21 protein-coding genes are annotated in these 22,213 nt (G+C 67.2%); 2 read left to right on the plus strand and 19 right to left on the minus strand.

From position 1 onward, the window contains the following. Positions 1 to 115: 115 nt before the first annotated feature. The gene (locus SCI24_RS01680) at positions 116 to 523 is read left to right on the plus strand and encodes an acyl-CoA thioesterase (RefSeq protein ID WP_106229642.1); all 408 of its coding nucleotides are present in this window, start codon (positions 116 to 118) and stop codon (positions 521 to 523) included. 87 nt (positions 524 to 610) lie between these two features. On the opposite strand, the gene SCI24_RS01685 is transcribed toward SCI24_RS01680, so the two are convergent. The 3 genes from SCI24_RS01685 to hexR all read right to left on the minus strand — a co-directional run bounded on the left by SCI24_RS01685 (position 611) and on the right by hexR (position 5,181). Beyond that, on the minus strand, positions 611 to 1,699 hold the full coding sequence (locus SCI24_RS01685) for a TRAP transporter substrate-binding protein (RefSeq protein WP_318723654.1): 1,089 nt from the start codon (positions 1,697 to 1,699) through the stop codon (positions 611 to 613). A gap of 128 nt (positions 1,700 to 1,827) precedes the next feature. Then, the gene (gene uvrD, locus SCI24_RS01690) at positions 1,828 to 4,032 is read right to left on the minus strand and encodes a DNA helicase II (RefSeq protein WP_318723655.1); all 2,205 of its coding nucleotides are present in this window, start codon (positions 4,030 to 4,032) and stop codon (positions 1,828 to 1,830) included. Positions 4,033 to 4,317: 285 nt separating this feature from the next. Next, complete coding sequence (gene hexR / locus SCI24_RS01695) at positions 4,318 to 5,181, minus strand: transcriptional regulator HexR (RefSeq protein WP_133637165.1); 864 nt, start codon at positions 5,179 to 5,181, stop codon at positions 4,318 to 4,320. Positions 5,182 to 5,429: 248 nt separating this feature from the next. Between hexR and SCI24_RS01700 the strand changes: the two genes are divergently transcribed. Then, positions 5,430 to 5,645 (plus strand): PA3496 family putative envelope integrity protein, encoded by a 216-nt coding sequence (locus SCI24_RS01700; RefSeq protein ID WP_106231186.1) that lies wholly within the window; start codon positions 5,430 to 5,432, stop codon positions 5,643 to 5,645. 78 nt (positions 5,646 to 5,723) lie between these two features. Here SCI24_RS01700 and SCI24_RS01705 read toward each other — a convergent pair whose 3' ends face one another. The 16 genes from SCI24_RS01705 to SCI24_RS01780 all read right to left on the minus strand — a co-directional run bounded on the left by SCI24_RS01705 (position 5,724) and on the right by SCI24_RS01780 (position 22,109). After that, positions 5,724 to 7,064, minus strand: a complete 1,341-nt coding sequence (locus SCI24_RS01705) for a sodium-dependent transporter (protein WP_318723656.1) — start codon at positions 7,062 to 7,064, stop codon at positions 5,724 to 5,726. Between the two features lie 359 nt (positions 7,065 to 7,423). After that, the gene (locus SCI24_RS01710; RefSeq protein ID WP_318723657.1) at positions 7,424 to 8,254 is read right to left on the minus strand and encodes a DUF72 domain-containing protein; all 831 of its coding nucleotides are present in this window, start codon (positions 8,252 to 8,254) and stop codon (positions 7,424 to 7,426) included. A gap of 41 nt (positions 8,255 to 8,295) precedes the next feature. Beyond that, positions 8,296 to 10,131 carry a glutamine--fructose-6-phosphate transaminase (isomerizing) gene (glmS, locus tag SCI24_RS01715; RefSeq protein WP_318723658.1) on the minus strand — a complete coding sequence of 612 codons (1,836 nt, stop codon included), beginning with the start codon at positions 10,129 to 10,131 and terminating at the stop codon, positions 8,296 to 8,298. Positions 10,132 to 10,142: 11 nt separating this feature from the next. Then, positions 10,143 to 11,513: a bifunctional UDP-N-acetylglucosamine diphosphorylase/glucosamine-1-phosphate N-acetyltransferase GlmU gene (gene glmU / locus SCI24_RS01720; protein ID WP_318723659.1), complete on the minus strand. Its 1,371-nt coding sequence runs from the start codon at positions 11,511 to 11,513 to the stop codon at positions 10,143 to 10,145. 65 nt (positions 11,514 to 11,578) lie between these two features. Next, positions 11,579 to 12,682 carry an FAD:protein FMN transferase gene (locus SCI24_RS01725; protein ID WP_318723660.1) on the minus strand — a complete coding sequence of 368 codons (1,104 nt, stop codon included), beginning with the start codon at positions 12,680 to 12,682 and terminating at the stop codon, positions 11,579 to 11,581. Beyond that, entirely contained in the window at positions 12,679 to 13,488 is an 810-nt protein-coding gene (locus SCI24_RS01730) for an undecaprenyl-diphosphate phosphatase (protein ID WP_318723661.1), read from the minus strand. Before SCI24_RS01730 ends, SCI24_RS01725 begins: the two co-directional genes overlap by 4 nt. Positions 13,489 to 13,575: 87 nt before the next feature. Further along, a complete protein-coding gene (gene mgtE, locus SCI24_RS01735) occupies positions 13,576 to 14,952 on the minus strand; it encodes a magnesium transporter (RefSeq protein ID WP_318723662.1) in 1,377 nt (458 codons plus the stop codon). A gap of 128 nt (positions 14,953 to 15,080) precedes the next feature. After that, complete coding sequence (locus tag SCI24_RS01740) at positions 15,081 to 15,509, minus strand: F0F1 ATP synthase subunit epsilon (RefSeq protein WP_318723663.1); 429 nt, start codon at positions 15,507 to 15,509, stop codon at positions 15,081 to 15,083. 25 nt (positions 15,510 to 15,534) lie between these two features. After that, complete coding sequence (gene atpD, locus SCI24_RS01745) at positions 15,535 to 16,911, minus strand: F0F1 ATP synthase subunit beta (RefSeq protein ID WP_106231177.1); 1,377 nt, start codon at positions 16,909 to 16,911, stop codon at positions 15,535 to 15,537. A gap of 66 nt (positions 16,912 to 16,977) precedes the next feature. After that, a complete protein-coding gene (gene atpG / locus SCI24_RS01750) occupies positions 16,978 to 17,859 on the minus strand; it encodes a F0F1 ATP synthase subunit gamma (RefSeq protein ID WP_318723664.1) in 882 nt (293 codons plus the stop codon). 71 nt (positions 17,860 to 17,930) lie between these two features. Next, positions 17,931 to 19,475 carry a F0F1 ATP synthase subunit alpha gene (gene atpA / locus SCI24_RS01755; protein WP_106231175.1) on the minus strand — a complete coding sequence of 515 codons (1,545 nt, stop codon included), beginning with the start codon at positions 19,473 to 19,475 and terminating at the stop codon, positions 17,931 to 17,933. Positions 19,476 to 19,491: 16 nt separating this feature from the next. Then, positions 19,492 to 20,028 carry a F0F1 ATP synthase subunit delta gene (locus tag SCI24_RS01760; RefSeq protein WP_318723665.1) on the minus strand — a complete coding sequence of 179 codons (537 nt, stop codon included), beginning with the start codon at positions 20,026 to 20,028 and terminating at the stop codon, positions 19,492 to 19,494. Between the two features lie 11 nt (positions 20,029 to 20,039). Then, positions 20,040 to 20,510 carry a F0F1 ATP synthase subunit B gene (locus tag SCI24_RS01765; RefSeq protein ID WP_106231173.1) on the minus strand — a complete coding sequence of 157 codons (471 nt, stop codon included), beginning with the start codon at positions 20,508 to 20,510 and terminating at the stop codon, positions 20,040 to 20,042. 75 nt (positions 20,511 to 20,585) lie between these two features. Continuing rightward, positions 20,586 to 20,813 (minus strand): F0F1 ATP synthase subunit C, encoded by a 228-nt coding sequence (gene atpE, locus SCI24_RS01770; RefSeq protein ID WP_023006402.1) that lies wholly within the window; start codon positions 20,811 to 20,813, stop codon positions 20,586 to 20,588. Positions 20,814 to 20,876: 63 nt separating this feature from the next. Beyond that, positions 20,877 to 21,701, minus strand: coding sequence for a F0F1 ATP synthase subunit A (gene atpB / locus SCI24_RS01775; protein ID WP_318723668.1), 825 nt, complete (start codon positions 21,699 to 21,701; stop codon positions 20,877 to 20,879). Between the two features lie 24 nt (positions 21,702 to 21,725). Then, positions 21,726 to 22,109 carry an ATP synthase subunit I gene (locus SCI24_RS01780; RefSeq protein WP_318723669.1) on the minus strand — a complete coding sequence of 128 codons (384 nt, stop codon included), beginning with the start codon at positions 22,107 to 22,109 and terminating at the stop codon, positions 21,726 to 21,728. Positions 22,110 to 22,213 lie beyond the last annotated feature (104 nt).

Consider the following 22,213-nt stretch of genomic DNA (forward strand, 5'->3'; position numbering starts at 1 on the left):
AACCGGGCCGGCAACGGGGCATCCTGTCGCAATGGTGGTGAACCGAGGGCCTCGCCGTATACCATGGCAAGCTGATGAACGCCCCACAACAACAACCCGAGTCGCTCAGGCTTCCATGACAGACATCGACGATATTCCCGCCCCCCAGGGTCGGCTGACCCTCAAGCAACTGGCCAGTCGCCAGGATACCAACCTGCACGGCGACATCCCCGGCGGCTGGCTGGTCGCCCGGATGGACCAGGCCGCCGAGGTGGCCGCCGGCCGCGAGGCCCGGGGCCGCACGGCCACGGTGGCCATCGAGGCCATGGACTTCCTCTGCCCGGTGCGGGTGGGCTCGATGGTCAACATCTTCACCCGGGTCAGCGAGATCGGCCACAGCTCGATCAAGATCGACGTGGAGGTGTGGATCCGCGCCCCCCATGAACGCGACCCCGACGAGCTGCACAAGGTCACCGAGGCCCGCTTCGTGATGGTCGCCCTGGACGACAACGGCCGGATCCGGGCCGCCCGGCAGGGCGACTGATCCCACCGCCCCTCCCGTCGCCCTCCCCGTAGCGAGAATCGGCGCCCGCAGGGGCGCCCATGGCGGGAAGGCAGGCGAGGCCGGCCCTCAGGCGCCGACCTTCTCCCGGGTCTTCAGGTAGGCGAACTCGCCCACGTCGGTGAAGCGGCGCACCTTCTGCTGGAAGGCGGTGTAGGAGTCGTAGACCTTGCGCGACTCCTCGTCGGCCTCCACCTGCTTCTGGAGCACCTCCTGGGAGGAGGCGTAGAGCGCTTCCAGTACCTCCTCCGGGAAGGTGCGCAGCTCCACGCCATGCTCGCTGACCAGGGTATCGAGCGCCTCGGCGTTGCGCACCGCGAACTCGCTGATCATCGCCAGGTTGGAGGCCATGGCCGCCTCGCTGACCACCGCCTTGAGGTCGTCGGGCAGGGCGTTCCACGCCTCCAGGTTGACCGTGCCCTCGAGGATGGCGCTGGGCTCGTTCCAGGCCGAGGTGTAGTAGTACTTGGCCACCTGGTGCAGGCCGAAGGCCAGGTCGTTGTAGGGACCGACCCAGTCGGCGGCATCCAGCACGCCGGTCTGCAGGGAGGTGAAGATCTCGGAGCCCGGGGTGTTCACGGTGGTCACGCCGATGCCGTTCATGGCCTCGCCGGCCAGCCCCGGCAGGCGCAGCTTGAGCCCCTGCATGTCCGCAAGCGACCGGATCTCCTTCTTGAACCAGCCGGCCATCTGGGTGCCGGTATTGCCCACCGGGAAGGGCTTGAGGTTGTGCTTGGCGTACACCTCGTCCCAGAGTTCAAGACCGCCGCCATGGTAGAGCCAGGCGTTGGTCTCGGTGGTGTTCATGCCGAAGGGCACGGCGGTGAAGAACTGGGAGGCCAGGGTCTTGCCGCGCCAGTAATAGGAGGCGGAGTGGCCCATCTGGGCGGTGCCCTCGCCCACGGCGTCGAACACCTCCATGGCCGGTACCAGCTCGCCCGCGCCGTGCACGCGGATCTTCATGCGGCCACCGGAGAGGCGCTCGATGCGCGCGGCGAAATCGTTGGCGCCGGTGCCCAATGCCGGGAAGTTCTTGGGCCAGGAGGTCACCATGTCCCAGGTGATGGTCTCCTGGGCGCTGGCCGTGGAGATGAAGGGTGCGGCGGCACCGGCGGCGGCGCCGGCGCCGATGGTCTTGAGAAAGAGGCGACGTTGCATGCGAGCGTGACTCCAGGAGGATTATTGTTCCCGCAGTGGATGCGGGCTAAGGCGTGTCCGCTCACGAGTATGCGTCAAGGCCGAATTGCCCGGCAAGTGCCTGCACCTGACGTCAACGTCAACGAAAATCAGAGGGGCGTCAGCTTGGCGAACCCCAGCACCAGCCACTTGTCGCCCTCGCCCTCGAAGCTGACCTGGACCCGGGCACGCTCGCCCTCCCCCTCGGCATTGAGGATCACCCCCTCGCCGAACACCGGATGGCTGACCCGCTGGCCCAGCGAGAGTGACGGCAGCTCGCCGCCCCCATTGACCGAGGCCTGCCGCGAGAGCCCCACGGCCGGACGAGCGGTCACGGGGCGGGAGATCTGGCCGCGCAGCCGCACCTCCTCGAGGTACTCCTCGGGCAACTCGCGGAGGAAGCGCGAAGCGCGCTGGAAGGTCTCCTTGCCGTGCAGGCGACGCAGCTCGGCGTGGGTCAGGTAGAGCTTGCGCATGGCACGGGTCAGGCCCACGTAGCAGAGCCGCCGCTCCTCCTCCAGGCGGCCTGGCTCCTCCATGGACATCTTGTGCGGAAACAGGCCCTCCTCGACCCCGGCGATGAACACCACCGGGAACTCCAGGCCCTTGGCCGAGTGCAGGGTCATCAGCTGCACGCAGTCCTCGAACTCGTCGGCCTCGTGGTCGCCGGCGTTCAGCGCGGCCTCGGAGAGGAAGGCCTCCAGGGCCGCGGCCCCCTCGCCGGCCTCGGGGGGCTCGAAGGTCTCGCCCTGGGTGAAGGCCTTGGCGGCGGTGACAAGCTCCTCCAGGTTCTCGACCCGGGCCTGCCCCTTCTCGCCCTTCTCGCTGCGATGGTGCTCGATAAGGCCACTGCGCTCGATCACGTGATCGATGATCTCGTGGAGTGCCAGGCCGGCGGTGTCGTTGTCGAGACGCTCGATCAGGTCGGCGAAGGCACGCACCGCCGTGGCGGCCCGCCCCTTGAGCGAGGCATCCAGCAGGCTGTCGTGCAGCGCCTGCCACAGCGAGACCTCGCTCTGCCGGGCGCGATGGCGCAGCACCTCCACGGTACGGGTGCCGATGCCCCGGGCCGGGACGTTGATCACCCGCTCCAGGGAGGCGTCGTCATCGCGGTTGAGCAGCAGGCGCAGGTAGGCCAGGGCGTTCTTGATCTCCAGGCGCTCGTAGAAGCGCTGGCCACCGTAGATGCGGTAGGGCACGCCCTGGCGGATCAGGGTCTCCTCCAGCACCCGGGACTGGGCGTTGGAGCGGTAGAGGATGGCGATCTCGCGCCGATTGAAGCCCTCCTCGACCTTCTCGCGGATGGTGTCGACGATGAAGCGCGCCTCGTCCAGGTCGTTGAAGCCCGCGTAGACGGAGATCGGCTCGCCCCTGGCGCCCTCGGTCCACAGCTCCTTGCCCATGCGTTCGCTGTTGTGGCGGATCAGGGCATTGGCGGCCTCGAGGATGGCGCTGGTGGAGCGGTAGTTCTGCTCCAGTCGCACCGTCTTCGTGCCGGGGAACTCCTGCTCGAAGCGCCGGATGTTCTCGATGCGCGCCCCGCGCCAGCCGTAGATCGACTGGTCGTCATCGCCCACCACGGTCATCGGGGTCGTCATGCCGGTGAGCAGCTTGAGCCAGGCGTACTGCAGGGTATTGGTGTCCTGGAACTCGTCCACCAGCACATGGCCGAAGCGCGCCTGGTAGTGGGCCAGCAGCGCCGGGTTGTCGCGCAGCAGCTCCAGGCTGCGCAGCAGGAGCTCGCCGAAGTCCACCAGGCCGCCGTGCTCGCAGGTCAGCTGGTAGCGCTCGTAGAGCTCGACCATCTGGGCCAGGTAGGCATCGCCATGGGCATCGACCTGGTGGGGGCGCAGCCCCTCCTCCTTGCAGCCGGAGATGAACGACTGCACCTGGCGCGGCGGGAAGCGCTCGTCGTCGATGCGGTGGTCCTTGAGCAGCCGCTTGACCAGCCGCAGCTGGTCGTCGCTGTCGATGATCTGGAAGTGCTGGGGCAGCCGGGCATCCTGCCAGTGGGTGCGCAGCAGGCGGTGGGCGATGGAGTGGAAGGTGCCCACCCAGACATTGCGCAAGGAGATGCCCAGCAATGCCTCCAGGCGGGTGCGCATCTCGCGGGCCGCCTTGTTGGTGAAGGTCACGGCGAGCACGGCGTAGGGCGAGAGCCCCTCGGCCTGCATCAGCCAGGCGATGCGATGCACCAGCACCCGGGTCTTCCCGGACCCGGCCCCGGCCAGCACCAGCATGTTGCCCTGGGGCGCACTGACGGCCTCGCGCTGGGCCGGGTTCATGTGATCGAGAATCGCCGTGACGTCGTCCATGGGGAAGGCATCGCTGCTCGGAAAATGGGCCGATAGCTTAGCATAATGGGCCCTGGAGAACCGGATCAGCCACGAGCAGTGGCACCACTCGTGGCTGATCCGGCGACAGGTCTTCGGGAAGGCGCTGTGAACCCCTCCCTGGGCGCTACCGATGCCATCCCTGGCATAGGACTTCCCCTTCGACCTGTCCCCGGCGCCCCTCGCTATACCGTCACCATGAGAACACTCGATATATCAGGTGCTCGCTTACCGCTTGAGGCTTGTAACTCGGTGCTGGCCGAAGGCCTAGGGCTTGCCCTCCTGCTCCGGGAAGCGCAACGGGTTGAGGCTCTTCTTCACTTCGCGGAGCTGCTCGGCGAGTTTCGGGCCGCGGGTCTTGGCCACGCCCACCGCCAGCACGTCGATGAGCACCAGGTGGGCGATGCGCGAGCTCATCGGGGTATAGATCTCGGTGTCCTCGTGGACATCGATGTAGAGCGGTAGCGTGACCTCCTCGGCCAGCGGCGAGCCGCTGGGGCAGAGGCCGATCACCGTTGCGCCGGCCTCGCGGGCCAGGCGCACGCTGGCCACCAGCGCCCGGGTGCGGCCGGTCTGGGAGATGGCCACGACGACGTCGCCCTCCTTCAGGGTCACCGCCGACATGTTCTGCATGTGCGGGTCGGCGTAGGCCGCGGTGGAGATCTGCAGGCGGAAGAACTTGTGCTGGGCATCGAAGGCCACGGCACCGGAGGCACCGAAGCCGTAGAACTCCACCCGGTTGGCCATGGCCAGGGCATTGATGGCCTGGCTCAGCGCCTCGTTGTCGAGCCGGTCGCGCACCGAGAGCAGGGTGCCCACGGTGGAATCGAAGATGCTCTGGGAGAATTCCGCCACCGAGTCGCTGTCGTTCATCGAGAACTGGGCGAACTGGCTGCCCGAGGCCAGCATCTGCGCCAGCTGGAGCTTGAAGTCCTGGAAGCCGTTGCATCCCAGGGCGCGGCAGAAGCGCACCACGGTGGGCTCGCTGACCTTGGCCTCGGTGGCCAGGTCGACGATGCGCATATGGATCACTTCCTCGGGCTGGCGCAGCACGAAGCGCGCCACCTTCTGTTCGGAGCGGCGGAAGTGCTCCATGCGACGTCTCATCTCATCGAACAGGGCGCGGCTCAAGCGGGACTCCTTGCGGACTGGCTGCCCCGCGACGAGGGCGGAACGGCGGAACGATTGGCGGGCTCATGCCCACAGTATGCCCCAAGCCGGCGACCGATGCGCACTTCGGCGCCTGAGTACGGCCGAGCAGCCGCGGAGGCGGCGAGCGTTGGCACAGCGTTGTGCGCTCGCAGCATGCGCCGTCATCATTCTGTCAAGTGGGGTATAGTAAGACATGCAGTGTCGCGAATCTTTTAGGAGAGTCGATCATGCGCAATGTCGAACGGTTATCCTCCCTCAAGAGTGAGCTTCTCGACATCTTCATGAGCATGGAAGTCGTCGAACACGAGCAGCGTTCACGCACCGCCGCCCAGCGCAACCTGCGCGCCCGGCGCGGCATCGAACTGCATAACGAATTCAAGCGCCTGAGCCGGGACATCGCCCCGCTCCCCGACGAGGAGCTGGCGGAAGACGAGATGCACTGACGCCACATCACGCGACGAGCCCCGCCGGGGCGGGGCTCGTCGAGGGTTCGCTTCGCCAGCGCGTCCGGCGCTAGCGGCTCAGAGGCTCGAGACGAAGACCAGGACCACCCCGACCGGGGCCACGAAGCGGGACACAACGTGCCACAGCGTCGCCTGCCCGCCGGAGAGGTTCAGCTCGGCCGCCACGCTGTCGCGGTCCAGCCGCCAGGCCACGAACAGGATGGCCCCCAGGCCGGTCAGCGGCAGCAGGAACTTGCTGGTCAGGGTGTCCAGGAAGTCGAAGATGTTCAGGCCCGCAATCGACAGCTCGCTCCAGACGTTGAACGACATCAGCGCCGCGATACCCAGCGCCCAGACCGCCACGCCGCCCACCAGGGTGGCCGCCACGCGGGAGAGCGGGGTGCGCTCCTCCATCAGCTCCACCACCGGCTCCAGCAGCGAGATCGCCGAGGTCAGGGCGGCGAAGGTCAGCAGCAGGAAGAACATCAGGCCGAGGATCATGCCACCGGTCATGTTGCCGAAGGCGAGCGGCAGGGTGACGAAGATCAGCCCGGGCCCCTCGCCCGGGCTCAGGCCGTTGGCGAAGACGATGGGGAAGATGGCCAGGCCCGCCAGCAGGGCAATGGCGGTGTCCAGGATGATCACCGTCCGGGCCGTGCCGATCAGGTTGACGTCCTCGCCCAGGTAGGAGCCGTAGGCCATCATGATGCCCATGCCCAGCGACAGGGTGAAGAAGGCCTGGCCCATGGCGGCCAGCACCACCTCGCCGGTGACCGCGCCCCAGTCGGGGCTGAACATGAAGGCCAGCGCCTCGCCGAAATGGCCGGTGGTCATGCCGTAGCCCACCAGCACCAGCATCAGCAGCACCAGTGCCGGCATCAGGGTGCGCACGGCGCCCTCCAGGCCCTTGGTGACGCCTCGCGCCACGATCCAGATCACCAGCGCCATGAAGGCGGTATGCCACAGGGTCAGGGCCGCGGGGTTGCCCAGCAGGCCGGTGAAGATCTCGCCGACGCCATCGGCATCCTGGCCGGTAAAGGCACCGGTCACCGAACCGAGGGTATAGGAGAGCGACCAGCCGCCGATCACGCTGTAGAAGGAGAGGATCAGGAAGGCGGCCAGCACCCCGCTGGCCCCGACCAGCGCCCAGGCCGGCAGTCGGCCATTCCTGCGGGCCAGGTCGACCATGGAGTTGATCGGGTTTTCCTGGCCGCGGCGGCCGATCAGCCACTCCGCCACCAGGATCGGCAGGCCCACCAGGGCCACGCAGGCCAGGTAGATGAGCACGAAGGCCGCGCCCCCGCTGTCACCCACCATGTAGGAGAAGCGCCAGATATTGCCCAGCCCCACCGCCGAACCGGTGGCTGCCAGAATGAAGGCCATCTTCGATGACCACTGTGCGTGGGAGAGTTTCGACATGTTTCACCCTGAGTGTACGTGTCGCCAACGGCCGATCCGGCGCGATGACGGCTTGTGCTTGTCATTGCCACGTCCAGGGCGCCATGGTTTACACGACGCCGTCCAGAGCATGACAGGATCCAGGCAGGATCGCTGCCGTGTCGCGTCTCGCGCGTCCCGGGCCGGTGCGGCAGGGAACGGGAGATGCCCGGGTGCCCGATACTCGCAAGATCCCCGCGGGTTATGCGCAGGATCCAGTCAATATCCATGGGTATTGGCACACCGGCCCATAAAACTATCCGATCAAACGCTCGATGGCCAGTCGCGGCAGCAAGATTATTGCCTCCCCCTTTGGGCGTAGAGCGACGGCCTGAAGCACCCTAGAAGAGCGTCGCCTGGCGCTCGCCGGCGAAGGCCTCGAGGGGAGGGAGTGAACAGTGTTCACCAAGCCGCGAATGCAGGTGGCGCGCCAGTTCCGGTGCCCCGCGGTTGTCCGGCGTATGCACCATCAGATAAGGGGTTTTCCCCTGATTTATCCACAGGATGAGGCGTTCGATCCAAGGCGTGAAACAGCGCTCGTTGAGGTCGCCGTCGAGGTGGCCGATGAAGCGCACCAGCGGGCTGTCTCCCGTGGAAAGCACGTGTAATGGGACTCTCGGCTTCTCGGACTGGGCGTGCTGGAGCCTCGGATGGGTGCCGGGGGCGGTGGCGAAGAGCGGGCGCACGTCGAGCATCACACGGTTAGCGCCAAAAGTTATCAACATTCGGTTGAGGGCCTTCTCGGCCCTCCCCTTGTGGAAAAAATCCCTGTGGCGCACTTCCACCGCACAGGGAATCCCTGCCGGCCAGCGTGCCAGCAGATGTTCCAGCCGCGGCAACTCGTCGGGGCCGAAATCCCGGGGCAGTTGGACCATCATCGGGCCGAGTCGGTCATGCAGTGGCGAGAGTGCCTCGAGGAAGGCATCGAGGTCGGCCTCGATGGCGGCGAGACGCCGCTCGTGGGTCAGGCTCGCCGGCAGCTTGAAGCAGAAGCGAAAGCCCGGCGGTGCCTGGCGGTCCCAGGCCGCCACCGTCTCGGCCCGCGGGGCGCCACTGTAGAAGGTGGTGTTGCCCTCCACGGTGGAGAACACCCGGGCGTAGTCGGCCAGCGAGCCCTCGCTGCCGCCATGGGGCGGATAGAGGCCGCCGCGCCAGTCGGGATTGGCCCACATGGGCAGCCCCAGGTGGAGGCGCGGCGGAGCATCCAGCGGGCTCACTCCACGGTGACGGACTTGGCCAGGTTGCGCGGCTGGTCCACGTCGGTGCCCTTGAGCACCGCCACGTGGTAGCTGAGCAGCTGCAGCGGCAGGGTGTAGAGGATCGGCGCCAGCGCCTCGTGCACATGGGGCAGGCGCAGCACGTGCACGTGCTCCTCCTCGTTCAGCCCCACCTGCTCGTCGGCGAAGACGAAGAGCTCGCCACCCCGGGCCCGCACCTCCTGGAGGTTCGACTTGAGCTTGTCGAGGAGCTCGTCATTGGGCGCCACGGAGATGACCGGCATCTCGCTGTCGACCAGCGCCAGCGGACCATGCTTGAGCTCGCCTGCCGGGTAGGCCTCGGCGTGGATGTAGGAGATCTCCTTGAGCTTGAGCGCGCCCTCCAGGGCGATGGGAAAGTGGGCGCCGCGGCCCAGGAAGAGGGCGTGGTGCTTCTCGGCGAAGGCCATGGAGAGCCGCTCGATGGCCGGGTCCAGCTCCAGCACCCGTGACACCAGGCCGGGCAGTTCGCGCAGCCCCTGGACCAGGCTTGCCTGCTCGGCCTCGGCCAGGCCCCGTACCCGGCCCAGCGCCAGGGTCAGCAGCATCAGGGCGGTCAGCTGGGTGGTGAAGGCCTTGGTGGAGGCCACGCCGATCTCGGGCCCGGCCTGGGTCATCAGGGTCAGGTCCGACTCGCGCACCAGCGAGCTGCCTGGCACGTTGCAGATCGCCAGGCTGGCAAGATAGCCGCGCTCCCGCGCGAAGCGCAGCGCCGCCAGGGTATCGGCGGTCTCGCCGGACTGGGAGAGGGTCACGAAGAGGGTTCCCTCCGGCACCACCACCTGGCGATAGCGATACTCCGAGGCCACCTCCACCTGTACCGGCACCCCGGCATAGCGCTCGAGCCAGTAGCGGGCCACCATGCCCGCATGGTAGCTGGTGCCGCAGGCGACGATATGGATCTGTCTGACCTGCCGGAAGAGGGCCTCGGCCTCGGGGCCGAAGCTCTCCACCAGCACCGAGCGCTCGCCCAGACGTCCCTCCAGGGCCGCGGCGATCACCATCGGCTGCTCGTGGATCTCCTTGAGCATGAAGTGGCGATAGTCACCCTTGCTGGCCGCCCCGTCGCCGTGCTCGAAGGTCTGCACCTCGCGCTCCACCGCCAGGCCTGCCGCATCGAACACCTCGATGCGGCCGCAGGCGGAGAGGCGCACCGCATCGCCCTCCTGCAGGTAGATGAAGCGGTCGGTGACCTGCAGCAGGGCCAGGGGATCGGAGGCCAGAAAGGCCTCGTCGATGCCCACCCCCACCACCAGCGGGCTGCCCTTGCGGGCGCCGATGACGACGTCGGGTTCCTCGGCATGGATCACCCCCAGCGCATAGGCGCCGTCCAGCCGAGCCAGTACCCGCCGAACGGCGGTGAGCAGGTCACCGGCCTCGCGGCTCTCCCGCTCCAGCAGGTGGGCGATCACCTCGGTGTCGGTCTCGGAGGTGAAGGCGTAGCCCTCCGCCTCGAGCTCGCGCCGCAGCGCCTCATGGTTCTCGATGATGCCGTTGTGCACCACCGCCAGCCGCTCGCCGGACTGGTGGGGATGGGCATTCGCCTCGCTGGGGCGGCCGTGGGTCGCCCAGCGGGTATGGGCGATCCCGCTGTGGCCCGGCAGCGGTTCGGCGACCAGGCGCTCCTCCAGGGCCGCCACCTTGCCCAGGGCACGCCGCCGCTGCAGGCGGCCCTCCGGGGCGAGCACCGCCATGCCGGCGGAGTCGTAGCCGCGGTATTCCAGGCGCTTGAGCCCCTCCAGCAGGATGCCCTGGACGTTGCGTTCGGCAACGGCACCGACGATTCCACACATATGACCTCTCCTCAGGGTTCCTGGCGCTTGGTCGGCCGCGGCCAGTCGGCCTTGCTGACCTGGCGGCCCCGGGAGACGGCCAGGGCGTTGTCGGCGACATCCTTGCTGATGGTCGAGCCGGCACCCACGGTGGCGCCGCGGCCGACGCTGACCGGCGCCACCAGCGCCGTGTTGGAGCCGATGAAGGCCTCGTCGCCGATCTCGGTACGGTGCTTGTTGACGCCATCGTAGTTGCAGGTGATGGTCCCGGCGCCGACGTTGACGTCGTGCCCGAGCCGGGCGTCGCCCACATAGCTCAGGTGGTTGATCTTGCTGCCCTCGCCCACCTCGACGTTCTTGGTCTCGACGAAGTTGCCGACCCGGGCTCCCACCGCCAGCCGCGAGCCGGGCCGCAGCCGGGCGAAGGGGCCGATGCGATTGCGCCCGGCCACCACCGTCCCGTCGAGGACGCTATGGGATTCGATCACGCTCTCGGCGCCGACATGGCTGTCGCGGATCACGCAGTGGGGCCCGATGCGCACCCCCTCGCCCAGTTCCACCTCGCCCTCGAAGACGCAGCCCACGTCGATCTCCACGTCATGGCCGCAGGTCAGGCGGCCGCGCACGTCGAGGCGCGACGGGTCGGCCAGCGCCACCCCCTGCTCCATCAGTCGCTCGGCGATGTCGTGCTGGTGGGCGCGCTCCAGGCGGGCCATCTGGGCACGGTTGTTGACGCCCTCGACCTCCAGCGGTCGCGCCGGCTGGGCAGTGGCGATGCTCACCCCCTCGGCGGCGGCCATGGCGATGATGTCGGTCAGGTAGTACTCGCCCTGGGCGTTGTCGGCGGAGAGGCGCGGCAGCCAGCGGCGCAGCTGGGCGGCGGTCATGGCCATGATGCCGGTATTGCACTCGCGCACGGCCCGCTCGGTCTCGGAGGCATCCTTGTGCTCGACGATGGCCACCACCTCACCGGCGGCGTTGCGCAGGATGCGCCCGTAGCCCGCGGGGTCCTCCAGGGTCACGGTGAGCAGGCCCAGGTGCCGCTCGTCGACGTGGGCCAGCAGCTCGACCAGGGTCTCGCGGCGGATCAGCGGCACGTCGCCGTAGAGCACCAGCACCCGGCCCTCGCCGAGCGCCTCCAGGGTCTGGGCCACGGCATGGCCGGTGCCCTTCTGCTCGGCCTGCAGGGCGAAGTGCACGCGGCAGTCGGCCAGTGCCTCGCGGACCTGCTCGGCCCCGTGGCCGACCACCACATGGGTGCGCTCGGCCTCGAGCCCCCGGGCGGTGTCGATCACGTGACGCACCATCGGCTTGCCGGCCAGCCGGTGCAGCACCTTGGGCCGGGTCGAGCGCATGCGGGTTCCCTGCCCCGCTGCCAGTATCACCACGTCGAGCGTCATCATGACTCCTTGTGCTGGTTCATCTGATCCCATCTATTCTAGGGGGCGTCCCGCCTCCGCCGCCATGCCTAGGGGCTGCCCGCTTCGGCCGCCGCGCCGGATGCCGGTTCATCGGCCACGCTCACGCCGAGCTCGTCGACGGCCTCGCGGCCGAAATGGTCCACGAAGGCCGGGCTGGCGAGGCTCGTCCAGCCCTCGCCCTCGCGCACCAGCATCAGGACCGCGAGCGAGCGCTCCCGGGCCAGCGCCATGCCCGCCTCCTCGCCGAGCACCAGCAGGGCGGTGGCCCAGGCGTCGGCCCAGGCGTCGGAGGGATGGACAACGCTCACCGAGGCCAGGCGATGATCGATGGGCCGGCCGGTGCGCGGGTCCAGGGTGTGGGAGTAGCGCTGGCCGTCGTGTTCGAAGAAGTTGCGGTAGTCGCCGGAGGTAGCCACCGCGATGTCCTCCAGGGGCAGCACATGCCGGGCCTCCTGGGGGCCATCCCGGGGGATCTCGACGCCGATGCGCCAGGGCTCGGACTCGGCGTCGCGATGGCCGCGCACCCTGACCTCCCCGCCCAGGTTGACCAGGAAGTGCTCGATCTCCTGCCGGGTCAGGTAGGCCGCCAGGCGGTCGGTGGCATGGCCCTTGGCCACGCCGGAAAGGTCGACGAAGACATCGCGCAGGCGCCGGGCCTGGAACGCCTGCTCGTCGACCTCCAGGCTGTCGGGGCCGATCTCGGCCAGACGTTCGGCGAGGGTCGCCTCACTCGGCACTTCCCGCGGACGCGCCTCGGGGCCGAAGCTCCACAGGTTGACCAGCCCGCCGATGGTCATGTCGAAGGCCCCGTCGCTGGCCTCGGCCACCGACTGGCCGATGGCCAGCACCTCGATCAGCTCGTCGGAGAGCGGCTGCCACTCGCCCAGCGGCGCCTCGTTGAAGGCCATGAGCTCGGAATCCTCGCGCCAGGTGGACATGGCCGCATCCACCGCCTCGAGTTCGGCTTGGATGCCCTCCTCCAGCTCATTGGCCTCTCCCTGGGTCAGGGGGTCGGCGATGGTCACCTGGTAGAAGGTGCCGAAGGTCTCTCCCTCCAGGGTCACCGGCGAGTCCAGCGGCCGGTCGCGTTCGGAGCAGCTCGCCAGCAGGACGATCAGCAGGAGCAGCCACAGGGGACGCCAGACGCTCATGATGGGGAACCTCCGAATAGCCAGATCAGGGCCACACCCAGCACCAGGCGGTAGACCACGAAGGGCTGCATGCCGATGCGCTTGATGAAGACCAGGAAGAAGTGGATGCAGAGATAGGCGCTGATGCCCGAGAGCAGCGCCCCCATGATCAGTGCGCCCCAGTCCACCGGCCCGGCGGAGCCGGCGAGGCCGACGATCTCCAGGCCACCGGCCAGCACGATCACCGGGATCGACAGCAGGAAGGAGAAGCGCGCCGCGCCCTCCCGGTTCAGGCCCAGCAGCAGTCCCGCGGTCATGGTGATGCCGGAACGGGAGGTGCCGGGGATCAGCGCCAGGGCCTGGGCCAGGCCGATCCAGAGGGCATCTTGCCAGCTCAGGTGGTACTCGTTTCGCGAACCGCGGCGTCGCCAGTCGGCGTAGGCGAGCAGCAGGCCGAAGCCGATCAGGCCGCCGGCAATGACCAGCGGCGAGCGCATGACGACCTCGATGGTGTCCTGGAAGGCCAGCCCCGCGAGCCCCACCGGGATGGTGGCGAGGATCACCCACCAGGCGAGTCGCGCCTCCTCATCGGTGCCACGCCCCGCCACGCTGCGGCACCAGCTGGCGGTCATGCCGACCAGCTCATGGCGGAAGTAGAGCACCACCGCGCTCAGGCTGCCGATGTGCAGGGCGACGTCGAAGACCAGGCCCTGGTCGTTCCAGTCGGTGAAGACCGGCACCAGGATCAGGTGGGCGGAGCTGGAGATCGGCAGGAACTCGGTCAATCCCTGAACGATCGAGAGGACAACGATCTGTAGCCAGTCCATGAAACGGTCCGTGTGGGTGGAAGGTGCCGACACCTCGGCGGAAGCAGAGGATACACATCCGTGGCCCGGCTGTCCGCCGCCAGGGGGTCAGACGCCCGACAGCATGGCGGTGGCGAAGCCGAAGTAGATCACCACCCCCGAGGCATCGATCACGGTGGTCACCAGCGGCGCCGAGGCGGTGGCCGGGTCCCAGCCCAGGCGGTCGAGCACGAAGGGCAGGCACATGCCCAGCAGGCTGCCGAACAGCACGATACAGATCATGCTCACCGCCACGACCATCGCCACCGCCTCGCCGCCGCGGATCACCCCGATGGGCGCCACGGCCAGCGCCATGGTCAGCCCCAGGGAGCCGGCCACCAGCAGCTCGCGGCCCAGCAGCTTGCCCCAGTCCTTGACGCCCACGTCGCCGGTGGCCATGCCGCGCACCATCAGGGTGGCGGCCTGGGCGCCGGCGTTGCCGCCACTGCCGATCAGCAGCGGCAGGAAGAAGACCAGCGCCACCTGGGCGGCGATGGTCTCCTCGAAGTAGGCGATGCCGGCCCCGGAGAAGAGGTTGCCGAACACCAGCAGCACCAGCCAGGTGACCCGCTTGCGGTAGAGGCTCCACAACGGCACCCGGCTGACCCCGTCCTCCAGCGCGCCGATGGACATCCCCTTGTGGATATCCTCCGTGGCCTCGGACTCCACCACATCCATGGCGTCGTCATGGGTGACGATGCCCACCAGGCGCCGGTCGGCGTCGACCACCGGCAGGGCCAGCAGGTCGTAGCGGGCCACGGTCCGTGCCACCTCTTCCTGGGCCTCGTCCACGCTGGCGCTGATCACGTCCTTGATCATCAGGTCGTCGATCAGCGCACCGGGGCGCGCCACCATCAGCTGGCGCAGCGACAGGGTGCCGGCCAGGCGCCCCTCGGGGTCGACGATATAGAGCTGGTAGACCGTCTCGGCATCCGGGGCCGTCTGCCGCACCCGCATCAGGGCACGGGAGACGGTCATCCCGGTCGGAATGGCCACATAGTCCGAGGTCATGATCGCCCCGGCGGTGCCCTCCTCGTAGCTGGCCAGCCGCTTGAGCTCCTCGCGCTCGCGGTGGGCCATGCGCCGCAGCAGGGCCTCGCGCCGATCCTCGTCCAGCACCTTGAACAGGTCGGTGCGCTCGTCGGAGCCCATCTCCTCGAGCAGCAGCAGCAGCGCCTTGTCCTCCATGGCCTCGGCGACCGCCCGCTGCTCCTCGCCGGGCAGGTAGCCCAGCACATTGGCACGCCGCTCGAGAGGCAGGCCGTCGAGCAGCCCCAGGGCCACCGGCAGGCCCTCCTCGTCCTCCCCCAGGGCGTCCTCGACGATCTCGCCGATATCTGCCGAGCGCAGCTCTCGCAACAGCACGCCGAGACGATCGCCGTCCTCCTCTTCCAGGGCGGTCATCAGCGCCGCGCGATGCGGCTTGAGGGTGTCATCGAGGGACATGGCTATCCTCCTGTGAACGCCGTGTCGTCAGCCGGTGGCCGCGAGGTGAGGGGAACGGTGGCGGCCAGAGACGACAACGCCCCCCGGACACTGGGTACGGGGGGCGCGGTCGACGGCACGTGGCAGGATCAGCCCTTGCCGGCCTTCTTGCGCAGTTGCTGGATCGTGCGCAGCTGGGCCGCGGCCTCGGCCAGCTCGGCCGATGCCCGGGTGTAGTCCAGCTCGGCGGACTTGTCGTTGAGGCTCTTCAGCGCATGCTGACGTGCCTCCTCGGCCGCCGCCTCATCGAGGTCATGGGCGCGGGTGGCCGCGTCGGCCAGGATGGTCACCACATCCGGCTGGACTTCCAGGAAGCCTCCCGAGACATAGTAGTTCTCCTCCTGGCCGCCATCATGGATCACGCGCACCGGGCCCGGCTTGAGCTCGGTCAGCAGCGGGGCGTGGCCGGGGAGAATCCCCAACTCGCCCATGCGCCCGGTGGCGATGATCCGCTCGATCTGGCCGGAGAAGATCCCCTCCTCGGCGCTGACGATCTCGCACTTGAAGCTTTTCGTCATGACGACGTCTCCCAGGTAGACGGGATTACTTCATCTGGTTGGCTTTCTCGACGGCCTCGTCGATGGTGCCGACCATGTAGAAGGCCTGCTCCGGCAACTCGTCGTACTCGCCGTCGAGGATGCCCTGGAAGCCGCGGATAGTGTCCTTGAGGGACACGTACTTGCCGGGCGACCCGGTGAACACCTCGGCCACGAAGAACGGCTGCGACAGGAAGCGCTGGATCTTGCGCGCCCGGGAGACGGCCAGCTTGTCCTCGTCGGACAGCTCGTCCATGCCCAGGATCGCGATGATGTCCTTGAGCTCCTTGTAGCGCTGCAGCACATTCTGCACGCCGCGGGCGGTGTTGTAGTGCTCCTCGCCGACGACCAGCGGGTCGAGCTGGCGCGAGGTGGAGTCCAGCGGATCGATGGCCGGATAGATACCCAGCTCGGCGATCGAGCGCGCCAGTACCACGGTGGCGTCCAGGTGCGAGAAGGTGGTCGCCGGCGACGGGTCGGTCAGGTCGTCCGCGGGCACGTAGACGGCCTGCACGGAGGTGATCGAGCCGGTCTTGGTGGAGGTGATGCGCTCCTGGAGCACACCCATCTCCTCGGCCAGGGTCGGCTGGTAGCCCACCGCGGAGGGCATCCGGCCCAGCAGGGCGGAGACCTCGGTACCGGCCAGTGTGTAGCGGTAGATGTTGTCGACGAACAGCAGCACGTCACGGCCTTCATCGCGGAACTTCTCGGCGATGGTCAGGCCGGTCAGGGCCACGCGCAGGCGGTTGCCGGGCGGCTCGTTCATCTGGCCGTAGACCAGCGACACCTTGTCGATGACGTTGGACTCGGTCATCTCGTGGTAGAAGTCGTTACCCTCACGGGTCCGCTCGCCGACACCCGCGAAGACCGAGTAGCCGCTATGCTCGGTGGCGATGTTGCGGATCAGCTCCATCATGTTGACGGTCTTGCCCACGCCGGCGCCGCCGAACAGGCCGACCTTGCCGCCCTTGGCGAACGGGCAGACCAGGTCGATGACCTTGATGCCGGTCTCGAGCAGCTCGTTGGAGGCCGCCTGGTCGGCGTAGCCCGGGGCCTTGCGGTGGATCGGCATGCGCTCTTCTTCGCCGATCTCGCCCGCCTCGTCGATGGGCTCGCCGAGCACGTTCATGATGCGGCCCAGCGTCGCCTTGCCCACCGGCACGGAGATGGCCGCGCCGGTGTTGGCGACGTCCATGCCGCGCTTGAGCCCCTCGGTGGAGCCCATGGCGATGGTGCGCACCACGCCGTCACCCAGCTGCTGCTGGGTCTCGAGAATGGTCTCGACATCCGAGACCTTCAGCGCGTCGTAGACCTTGGGCACGTTGTCCCGCGGAAACTCTACGTCAATCACCGCGCCGATGATTTGTACGATACGTCCGCTCATCTTGGTTCCTCTCAAATACCTGAAAATGAAACCTGCATGCCGGGAGGGCCATGGCCTCCCCTGGCGCTATACGGCGGCGGCACCACCGACGATCTCGGAGATTTCCTGGGTAATGGCCGCCTGACGGGCCTTGTTGTACACCAGCTCCAGGTCGTCGATGAGATTGCCGGCGTTGTCGGTGGCACTCTTCATGGCGATCATCCGCGCGGCCTGCTCGCAGGCCCCGTTCTCGACCACCGCCTGATAGACCTGCGATTCGACGAATCGCACCAGCAGGCTATCCAGCAGCGCCTTGGCATCCGGCTCATACAGGTAGTCCCAGCTACCGGGACGCGTGTCTTCTTCGTCGTGCGAATCCGTTCCCATGTCGGGCGACAGGGGCAACAGCTGGCGAACCACCGGCTTCTGGGTCATGGTGTTGACAAACTCGTTGTACACCACGAACAGGCGGTCCAGCTCGCCCTCGTCATAGGCATCCAGCATCACCTTCACGCTGCCGATCAGGTCCTCGACCTCGGGCGACTCGCCCAGGCCGCTCTTCGCCGCGACGAGGTTGCCCCCGTAGCTCTTGAAGAAGGTGCCGGCCTTGGAGCCCAGGGCACAGAAGTCGAGCTCCGCCCCCTGCTCGCGCCACGCCCGGGCATCCTTGACCACGGCCTTGAACAGGTTGACGTTCAGGCCGCCACACAGGCCACGGTCGGTGGAGACCACGATATAGCCCACCCGCTTGGCGTCGCGCTCGACCATCCAGGGGTGACGGTACTCCGGGTTGGCATCGGCGACATGCGAGACCACGTTGCGGATCTGACGCGCATAGGGCTGGCTGGCCTTCATCAGGTCCTGGGCCTTGCGCATCTTCGACGCCGCGACCATTTCCATGGCGCTGGTGATCTTCTGCGTGTTCTTGATGCTCCCGATCTGGGTGCGTATCTCTTTTGCAGCTGCCATAGCGATCTACTCCGTTCGTGGCACTCAGAAAGCTCCAGGGCCCGCCCCGCAAGCGGGACGGGCCAACGGGATTACCAGCTCTGAGTGGCCTTGAACTTGTCGAGACCCTCTTTCAGCCCTTCCTGGATCTCGCTGCTGTAGTCGCCGGTCTGGTTGATCTTGTCGAGCAGCTCGGCGTATTCGGCCTTCATGAAGTCGCGCAGGGCACGCTCGAAGTCCAGCACCTTGTTGACCTCGACCTCCTCCAGGTAGCCCTCGTTGGCGGCATACAGGGAGAGAGCCATCTCGGCCACGGACATCGGCGAGTACTGGTTCTGCTTCATCAGCTCGGTGACGCGCTGACCATGCTCCAGCTGCTTGCGGGTGGCCTCGTCCAGGTCGGAGGCGAACTGGGCGAAGGCCGCCAGCTCGCGGTACTGGGCCAGGGCCAGGCGCACGCTGCCGCCGAGCTTCTTGATGATCTTGGTCTGGGCCGAACCGCCGACACGGGAGACCGAGAGGCCGGCGTTGATCGCCGGGCGGATGCCCGAGTTGAACAGGTCGGTCTCGAGGAAGATCTGACCGTCGGTGATGGAGATCACGTTGGTCGGCACGAAGGCCGAGACGTCACCGCCCTGGGTCTCGATGATCGGCAGGGCCGTCAGCGAGCCGGTCTTGCCCTTCACCTCGCCGTTGGTGAACTTCTCGACGTAGTCGGCGTTCACGCGAGCGGCACGCTCGAGCAGGCGGGAGTGGAGGTAGAAGACGTCACCCGGGAAGGCCTCGCGGCCCGGCGGACGACGCAGCAGCAGGGAGACCTGGCGATAGGCCACGGCCTGCTTGGAGAGGTCATCGTAGACGATCAGCGCGTCTTCGCCGCGGTCGCGGAAGTACTCACCCATGGTGCAGCCGGAGTAGGCCGCGAGGAACTGCATCGGGGCCGGGTCGGCGGCGCCGGCGGCGACCACGATGGTGTGCTCCATCGCGCCGTGCTCCTCGAGCTTGCGCACCACGTTGGCAATGGTCGACTGCTTCTGGCCGATGGCCACGTAGACGCAGGTGATGCCCTTGCCTTTCTGGTTGATGATGGCATCGATGGCGATGGCCGACTTGCCGATCTGGCGGTCGCCGATGATCAGCTCACGCTGGCCGCGGCCGATCGGCACCATGGCGTCGATGGACTTGAGGCCGGTCTGCACCGGCTGGTCGACCGACTGGCGGGTGATGACGCCGGGGGCGACCTTCTCCACCGCATCGGTCATCTTGGCGTTGATGTCGCCCTTGCCATCGATCGGGTTGCCCAGCGCATCGACCACGCGGCCGACCAGCTCGGGGCCCACCGGCACCTCGAGGATGCGGCCGGTGCACTGGGCGGTCATGCCCTCTTCGAGCTGCAGGTAGTCGCCCAGTACCACGGCGCCCACGGAGTCGCGCTCGAGGTTGAGCACCATGCCGAAGATGCTGCCGGGGAACTCGATCATTTCACCGAACATCGCGTCCTCGAGGCCGTGCACCTTCACGATGCCGTCGGAGACGCTGACGATGGTGCCCTGATTGCGGGCTTCGGATGCGACATCCAGCTTCTCGATACGCTGCTTGATGATGTCGCTGATCTCGGAAGGATTCAGTTGCTGCATGCCATGTCCCTCAGACTCAGGCGGTAAGGGCTTCGGAGAGGCGCGTCAGTCGACCGCGTACCGACCCGTCGATGACGGTGTCGCCGGCACGCAGGATGACGCCACCGAGAAGCCCGGAGTCCACCTGAGTGGTAATGGAGATTTCGCGATTCAGGCGCTTCTTGAGCGCACCGGCGAGCTTGTTCTGCTGCTTGTCGTCGAGCGGGTAGGCCGAGACCACGGTGACATCGACGCGCTTCTCGAGCTCGGCGCGCAGCCGCTCGAACTGTTCGGCGATGGCCGTCAGGGCCGGCAGGCGGCCCTTCTCGCCCAGGGTGTCGAGGAAGCGACGCGCCGCCTCGTCGATGTCGATTTCCGCCAGCTCCAGCAGCAGGGCTACCTTGCGCTCGGCGGCCAGGCCCGGATGGGTCAGAAGCTTCTCGACATCACGCACGGCGACGACTCGACCCAGCGTGACCAGCCAGCCGGACCAGACATCCAGTGCCTGCTGGTCACGGGCATAGTCGAACGCTGCCTTGGCATAGGGTCGTGCGACGGTAGACAGTTCCGCCATGGGTCACCTCCTCACAGTTCGGCAGCAAGCTTGTCGAGCAGCTTGCGATGTGCCTTCTCGTCGACGGAGGCTTCAAGAACCCGCTCGGCCCCGGAGACCGCCAGATGCGACACCTGGGCGCGCAGCTCGTCCTTGGCACGCTGGACTTCCTGGTCGATCTCGGCGCGCGCGGATGCCACGATGCGCTCGCCTTCGGCGCGGGCCTGCTCGCGGGCCTCCTCGATCATCTGCGAGGAGCGCTTGTTGGCCTGCTCGAGGATCTGGGAAGCCTGCTCCTTGCTTTCGCGCAGGGTGGCGTCCGCCTTCTCCTGGGCGAGCTCGAGGTCGCGGGAAGCCCGGCTGGCCGCATCGAGGCCATCGGCGATCTTGCGCTGCCGCTCGTGGAGCGCGTTGCTGATCGGCGGCCACACAAACTTTATGCAGAACCAGACAAAGATCGCGAAGGCGATCGTCTGCCCGATTAGCGTCATGTTGATATTCACAGGGATGTACCTCTGACTGGTTCGTGGCGACCGGAAACAGGCAAACCGAGCGCAGCGCGCCCGGTATGCGGCACGTTAACCGGCGACGACGAAGATCAGGTACATCGCGATACCGACACCGATCATCGGCACGGCGTCCAGCAGGCCGGCCATCAGGAAGGTCTTGGTCTGCAGCTGGTCACCCAGCTCCGGCTGGCGCGCGGTGGATTCCAGCAGCTTGCCGCCGAGGATGGCGAAGCCGATGCCGGTACCGAGGGCGCCCAGACCGATCATGAGGGAGGCAGCAATGTAGACGAGTTCCATGGTGGTGCTCCTAGTTTCTCGAGTTGAGGTTCAAGGTTGGGGGTTGATCAAGTGTTGCGCGTTTCAGTGATGTTCGTGCGCCTGGCTCAGGTAGACGACGGACAGCACGGTGAAGATGAAGGCCTGGAGGGTGATGACCAGGATGTGGAAGATCGCCCAGGGCACGTTCAGCGTCCACATCACCCAGAACGGCAGCAGGGCGATGAGGATGAAGATCACCTCGCCGGCGAACATGTTGCCGAAGAGACGCAGGCCGAGGCTGAGCGGCTTCACCAGCAGACCGATGATCTCCATGATCAGGTTGAAGGGAATCAGCGACCAGTGGTTGAACGGGGTGAGGGAGAGCTCCTTGGCGAAGCCCCCCGCGCCCTTGACCTTGAGACTGTAGTAGATGATCAGCAGGAAGACGCCGATCGCCATGCCCAGGGTGGCATTGGGATCGGTGGTGGGCACCATCTTCATGTAGTCGATGCCGAGGCGAACGAAGATCTCGGGCACGTAGTCCACCGGGATCAGCTTGAGCAGGTTCATCAGGAAGATCCAGACGAACAGCGTCAGCGCCAGCGGCGCGATCACCGGGTTGCGGCCATGGAAGGCCCCGTGGACGGTGTTCTCGACGAACTCGAAGACCATCTCGACGATGTTCTGCAGGGTGCCGGGCACCCCGGTGGTCGCCACCTTGCCGGCCTTGCGAAACAGCCAGATGAACAGCACGCCCATGGCGATGGACCAGCCCATGGTATCCAGGTGCAGGGCCCAGAAGCCCATCTCCTGGGCCTCGGCGGCGGAGTGCGCCATCGACCAGCCGTTCTCGGGGTGATAGCCGAAGGTCAGATTCTGCAGGTGGTGCTGTATGTACTCGGTCGGCGAGGGGTTGTTGCCAGCCATGGATCTGCCTCTCGTTGGGGTCGGTCATTCACGCAGCAGCCAGGGAGCCAGCCAGTGCATGAAGTGGACCGCCACGTATGCGCCAAAGAAAAAAGCCAGGTTTGAAGGGGGTACTGACGCGAACACCAGGGCGAACAGTGCCACCGTCAAACCGAGCTTGCCCGCCTCGGCCCGATAGAAGCTGGACACGAAGCGCCTTGCCTGCCGGCCGTTCCCCAGAACGCCGAGTCGCCAGACGAAATAGAGATTGGGAAGAAGACAGACGAGCCCGCCGGTCACTGCCGAGAGGGCTGCCTCCTGCCCGCCTGCCACCAGGCCGAGGAGCGCCATGGCGACGACGCCTCCTCCCTGAGCCTGCAGCAGCCGGCGATAGTTCGGTCGCCGTCTCACCGCCGGGTGGCTAGCCATGTCTCACTCGCCATGCCCTGCGCACCGGGCCCCGACCCACAGGCAAACAACGGCGGATTATAGGGAACCCCCCCTGGCGCTTCAACCAGAGCATCGGCGAATCG

The organism is Halomonas sp. (assembly GCF_033549285.1).
In the GTDB taxonomy this organism is placed as follows: Bacteria; Pseudomonadota; Gammaproteobacteria; order Pseudomonadales; family Halomonadaceae; genus Halomonas.

Excerpts from the sequence above, each read along its gene's own strand:
- mgtE (WP_318723662.1), bottom strand. The coding sequence starts at position 14,952 with ATGTCCCTCGATGACACCCTCAAGCCGCATCGCGCGGCGCTGATGACC.
- atpG (WP_318723664.1), bottom strand. The coding sequence starts at position 17,859 with ATGGCAGCTGCAAAAGAGATACGCACCCAGATCGGGAGCATCAAGAAC.
- uvrD (WP_318723655.1), bottom strand. The coding sequence starts at position 4,032 with ATGGACGACGTCACGGCGATTCTCGATCACATGAACCCGGCCCAGCGC.
- SCI24_RS01700 (WP_106231186.1), top strand. The coding sequence starts at position 5,430 with ATGCGCAATGTCGAACGGTTATCCTCCCTCAAGAGTGAGCTTCTCGAC.
- SCI24_RS01725 (WP_318723660.1), bottom strand. The coding sequence starts at position 12,682 with ATGAGCGTCTGGCGTCCCCTGTGGCTGCTCCTGCTGATCGTCCTGCTG.
- atpB (WP_318723668.1), bottom strand. The coding sequence starts at position 21,701 with ATGGCTGGCAACAACCCCTCGCCGACCGAGTACATACAGCACCACCTG.
- SCI24_RS01730 (WP_318723661.1), bottom strand. The coding sequence starts at position 13,488 with ATGGACTGGCTACAGATCGTTGTCCTCTCGATCGTTCAGGGATTGACC.
- SCI24_RS01780 (WP_318723669.1), bottom strand. The coding sequence starts at position 22,109 with ATGGCTAGCCACCCGGCGGTGAGACGGCGACCGAACTATCGCCGGCTG.
- glmS (WP_318723658.1), bottom strand. The coding sequence starts at position 10,131 with ATGTGTGGAATCGTCGGTGCCGTTGCCGAACGCAACGTCCAGGGCATC.
- SCI24_RS01680 (WP_106229642.1), top strand. The coding sequence starts at position 116 with ATGACAGACATCGACGATATTCCCGCCCCCCAGGGTCGGCTGACCCTC.
- SCI24_RS01760 (WP_318723665.1), bottom strand. The coding sequence starts at position 20,028 with ATGGCGGAACTGTCTACCGTCGCACGACCCTATGCCAAGGCAGCGTTC.
- SCI24_RS01740 (WP_318723663.1), bottom strand. The coding sequence starts at position 15,509 with ATGACGAAAAGCTTCAAGTGCGAGATCGTCAGCGCCGAGGAGGGGATC.
- atpA (WP_106231175.1), bottom strand. The coding sequence starts at position 19,475 with ATGCAGCAACTGAATCCTTCCGAGATCAGCGACATCATCAAGCAGCGT.
- glmU (WP_318723659.1), bottom strand. The coding sequence starts at position 11,513 with ATGATGACGCTCGACGTGGTGATACTGGCAGCGGGGCAGGGAACCCGC.
- SCI24_RS01710 (WP_318723657.1), bottom strand. The coding sequence starts at position 8,254 with ATGTGGGCCAATCCCGACTGGCGCGGCGGCCTCTATCCGCCCCATGGC.
- SCI24_RS01685 (WP_318723654.1), bottom strand. The coding sequence starts at position 1,699 with ATGCAACGTCGCCTCTTTCTCAAGACCATCGGCGCCGGCGCCGCCGCC.
- atpD (WP_106231177.1), bottom strand. The coding sequence starts at position 16,911 with ATGAGCGGACGTATCGTACAAATCATCGGCGCGGTGATTGACGTAGAG.
- atpE (WP_023006402.1), bottom strand. The coding sequence starts at position 20,813 with ATGGAACTCGTCTACATTGCTGCCTCCCTCATGATCGGTCTGGGCGCC.
- SCI24_RS01705 (WP_318723656.1), bottom strand. The coding sequence starts at position 7,064 with ATGTCGAAACTCTCCCACGCACAGTGGTCATCGAAGATGGCCTTCATT.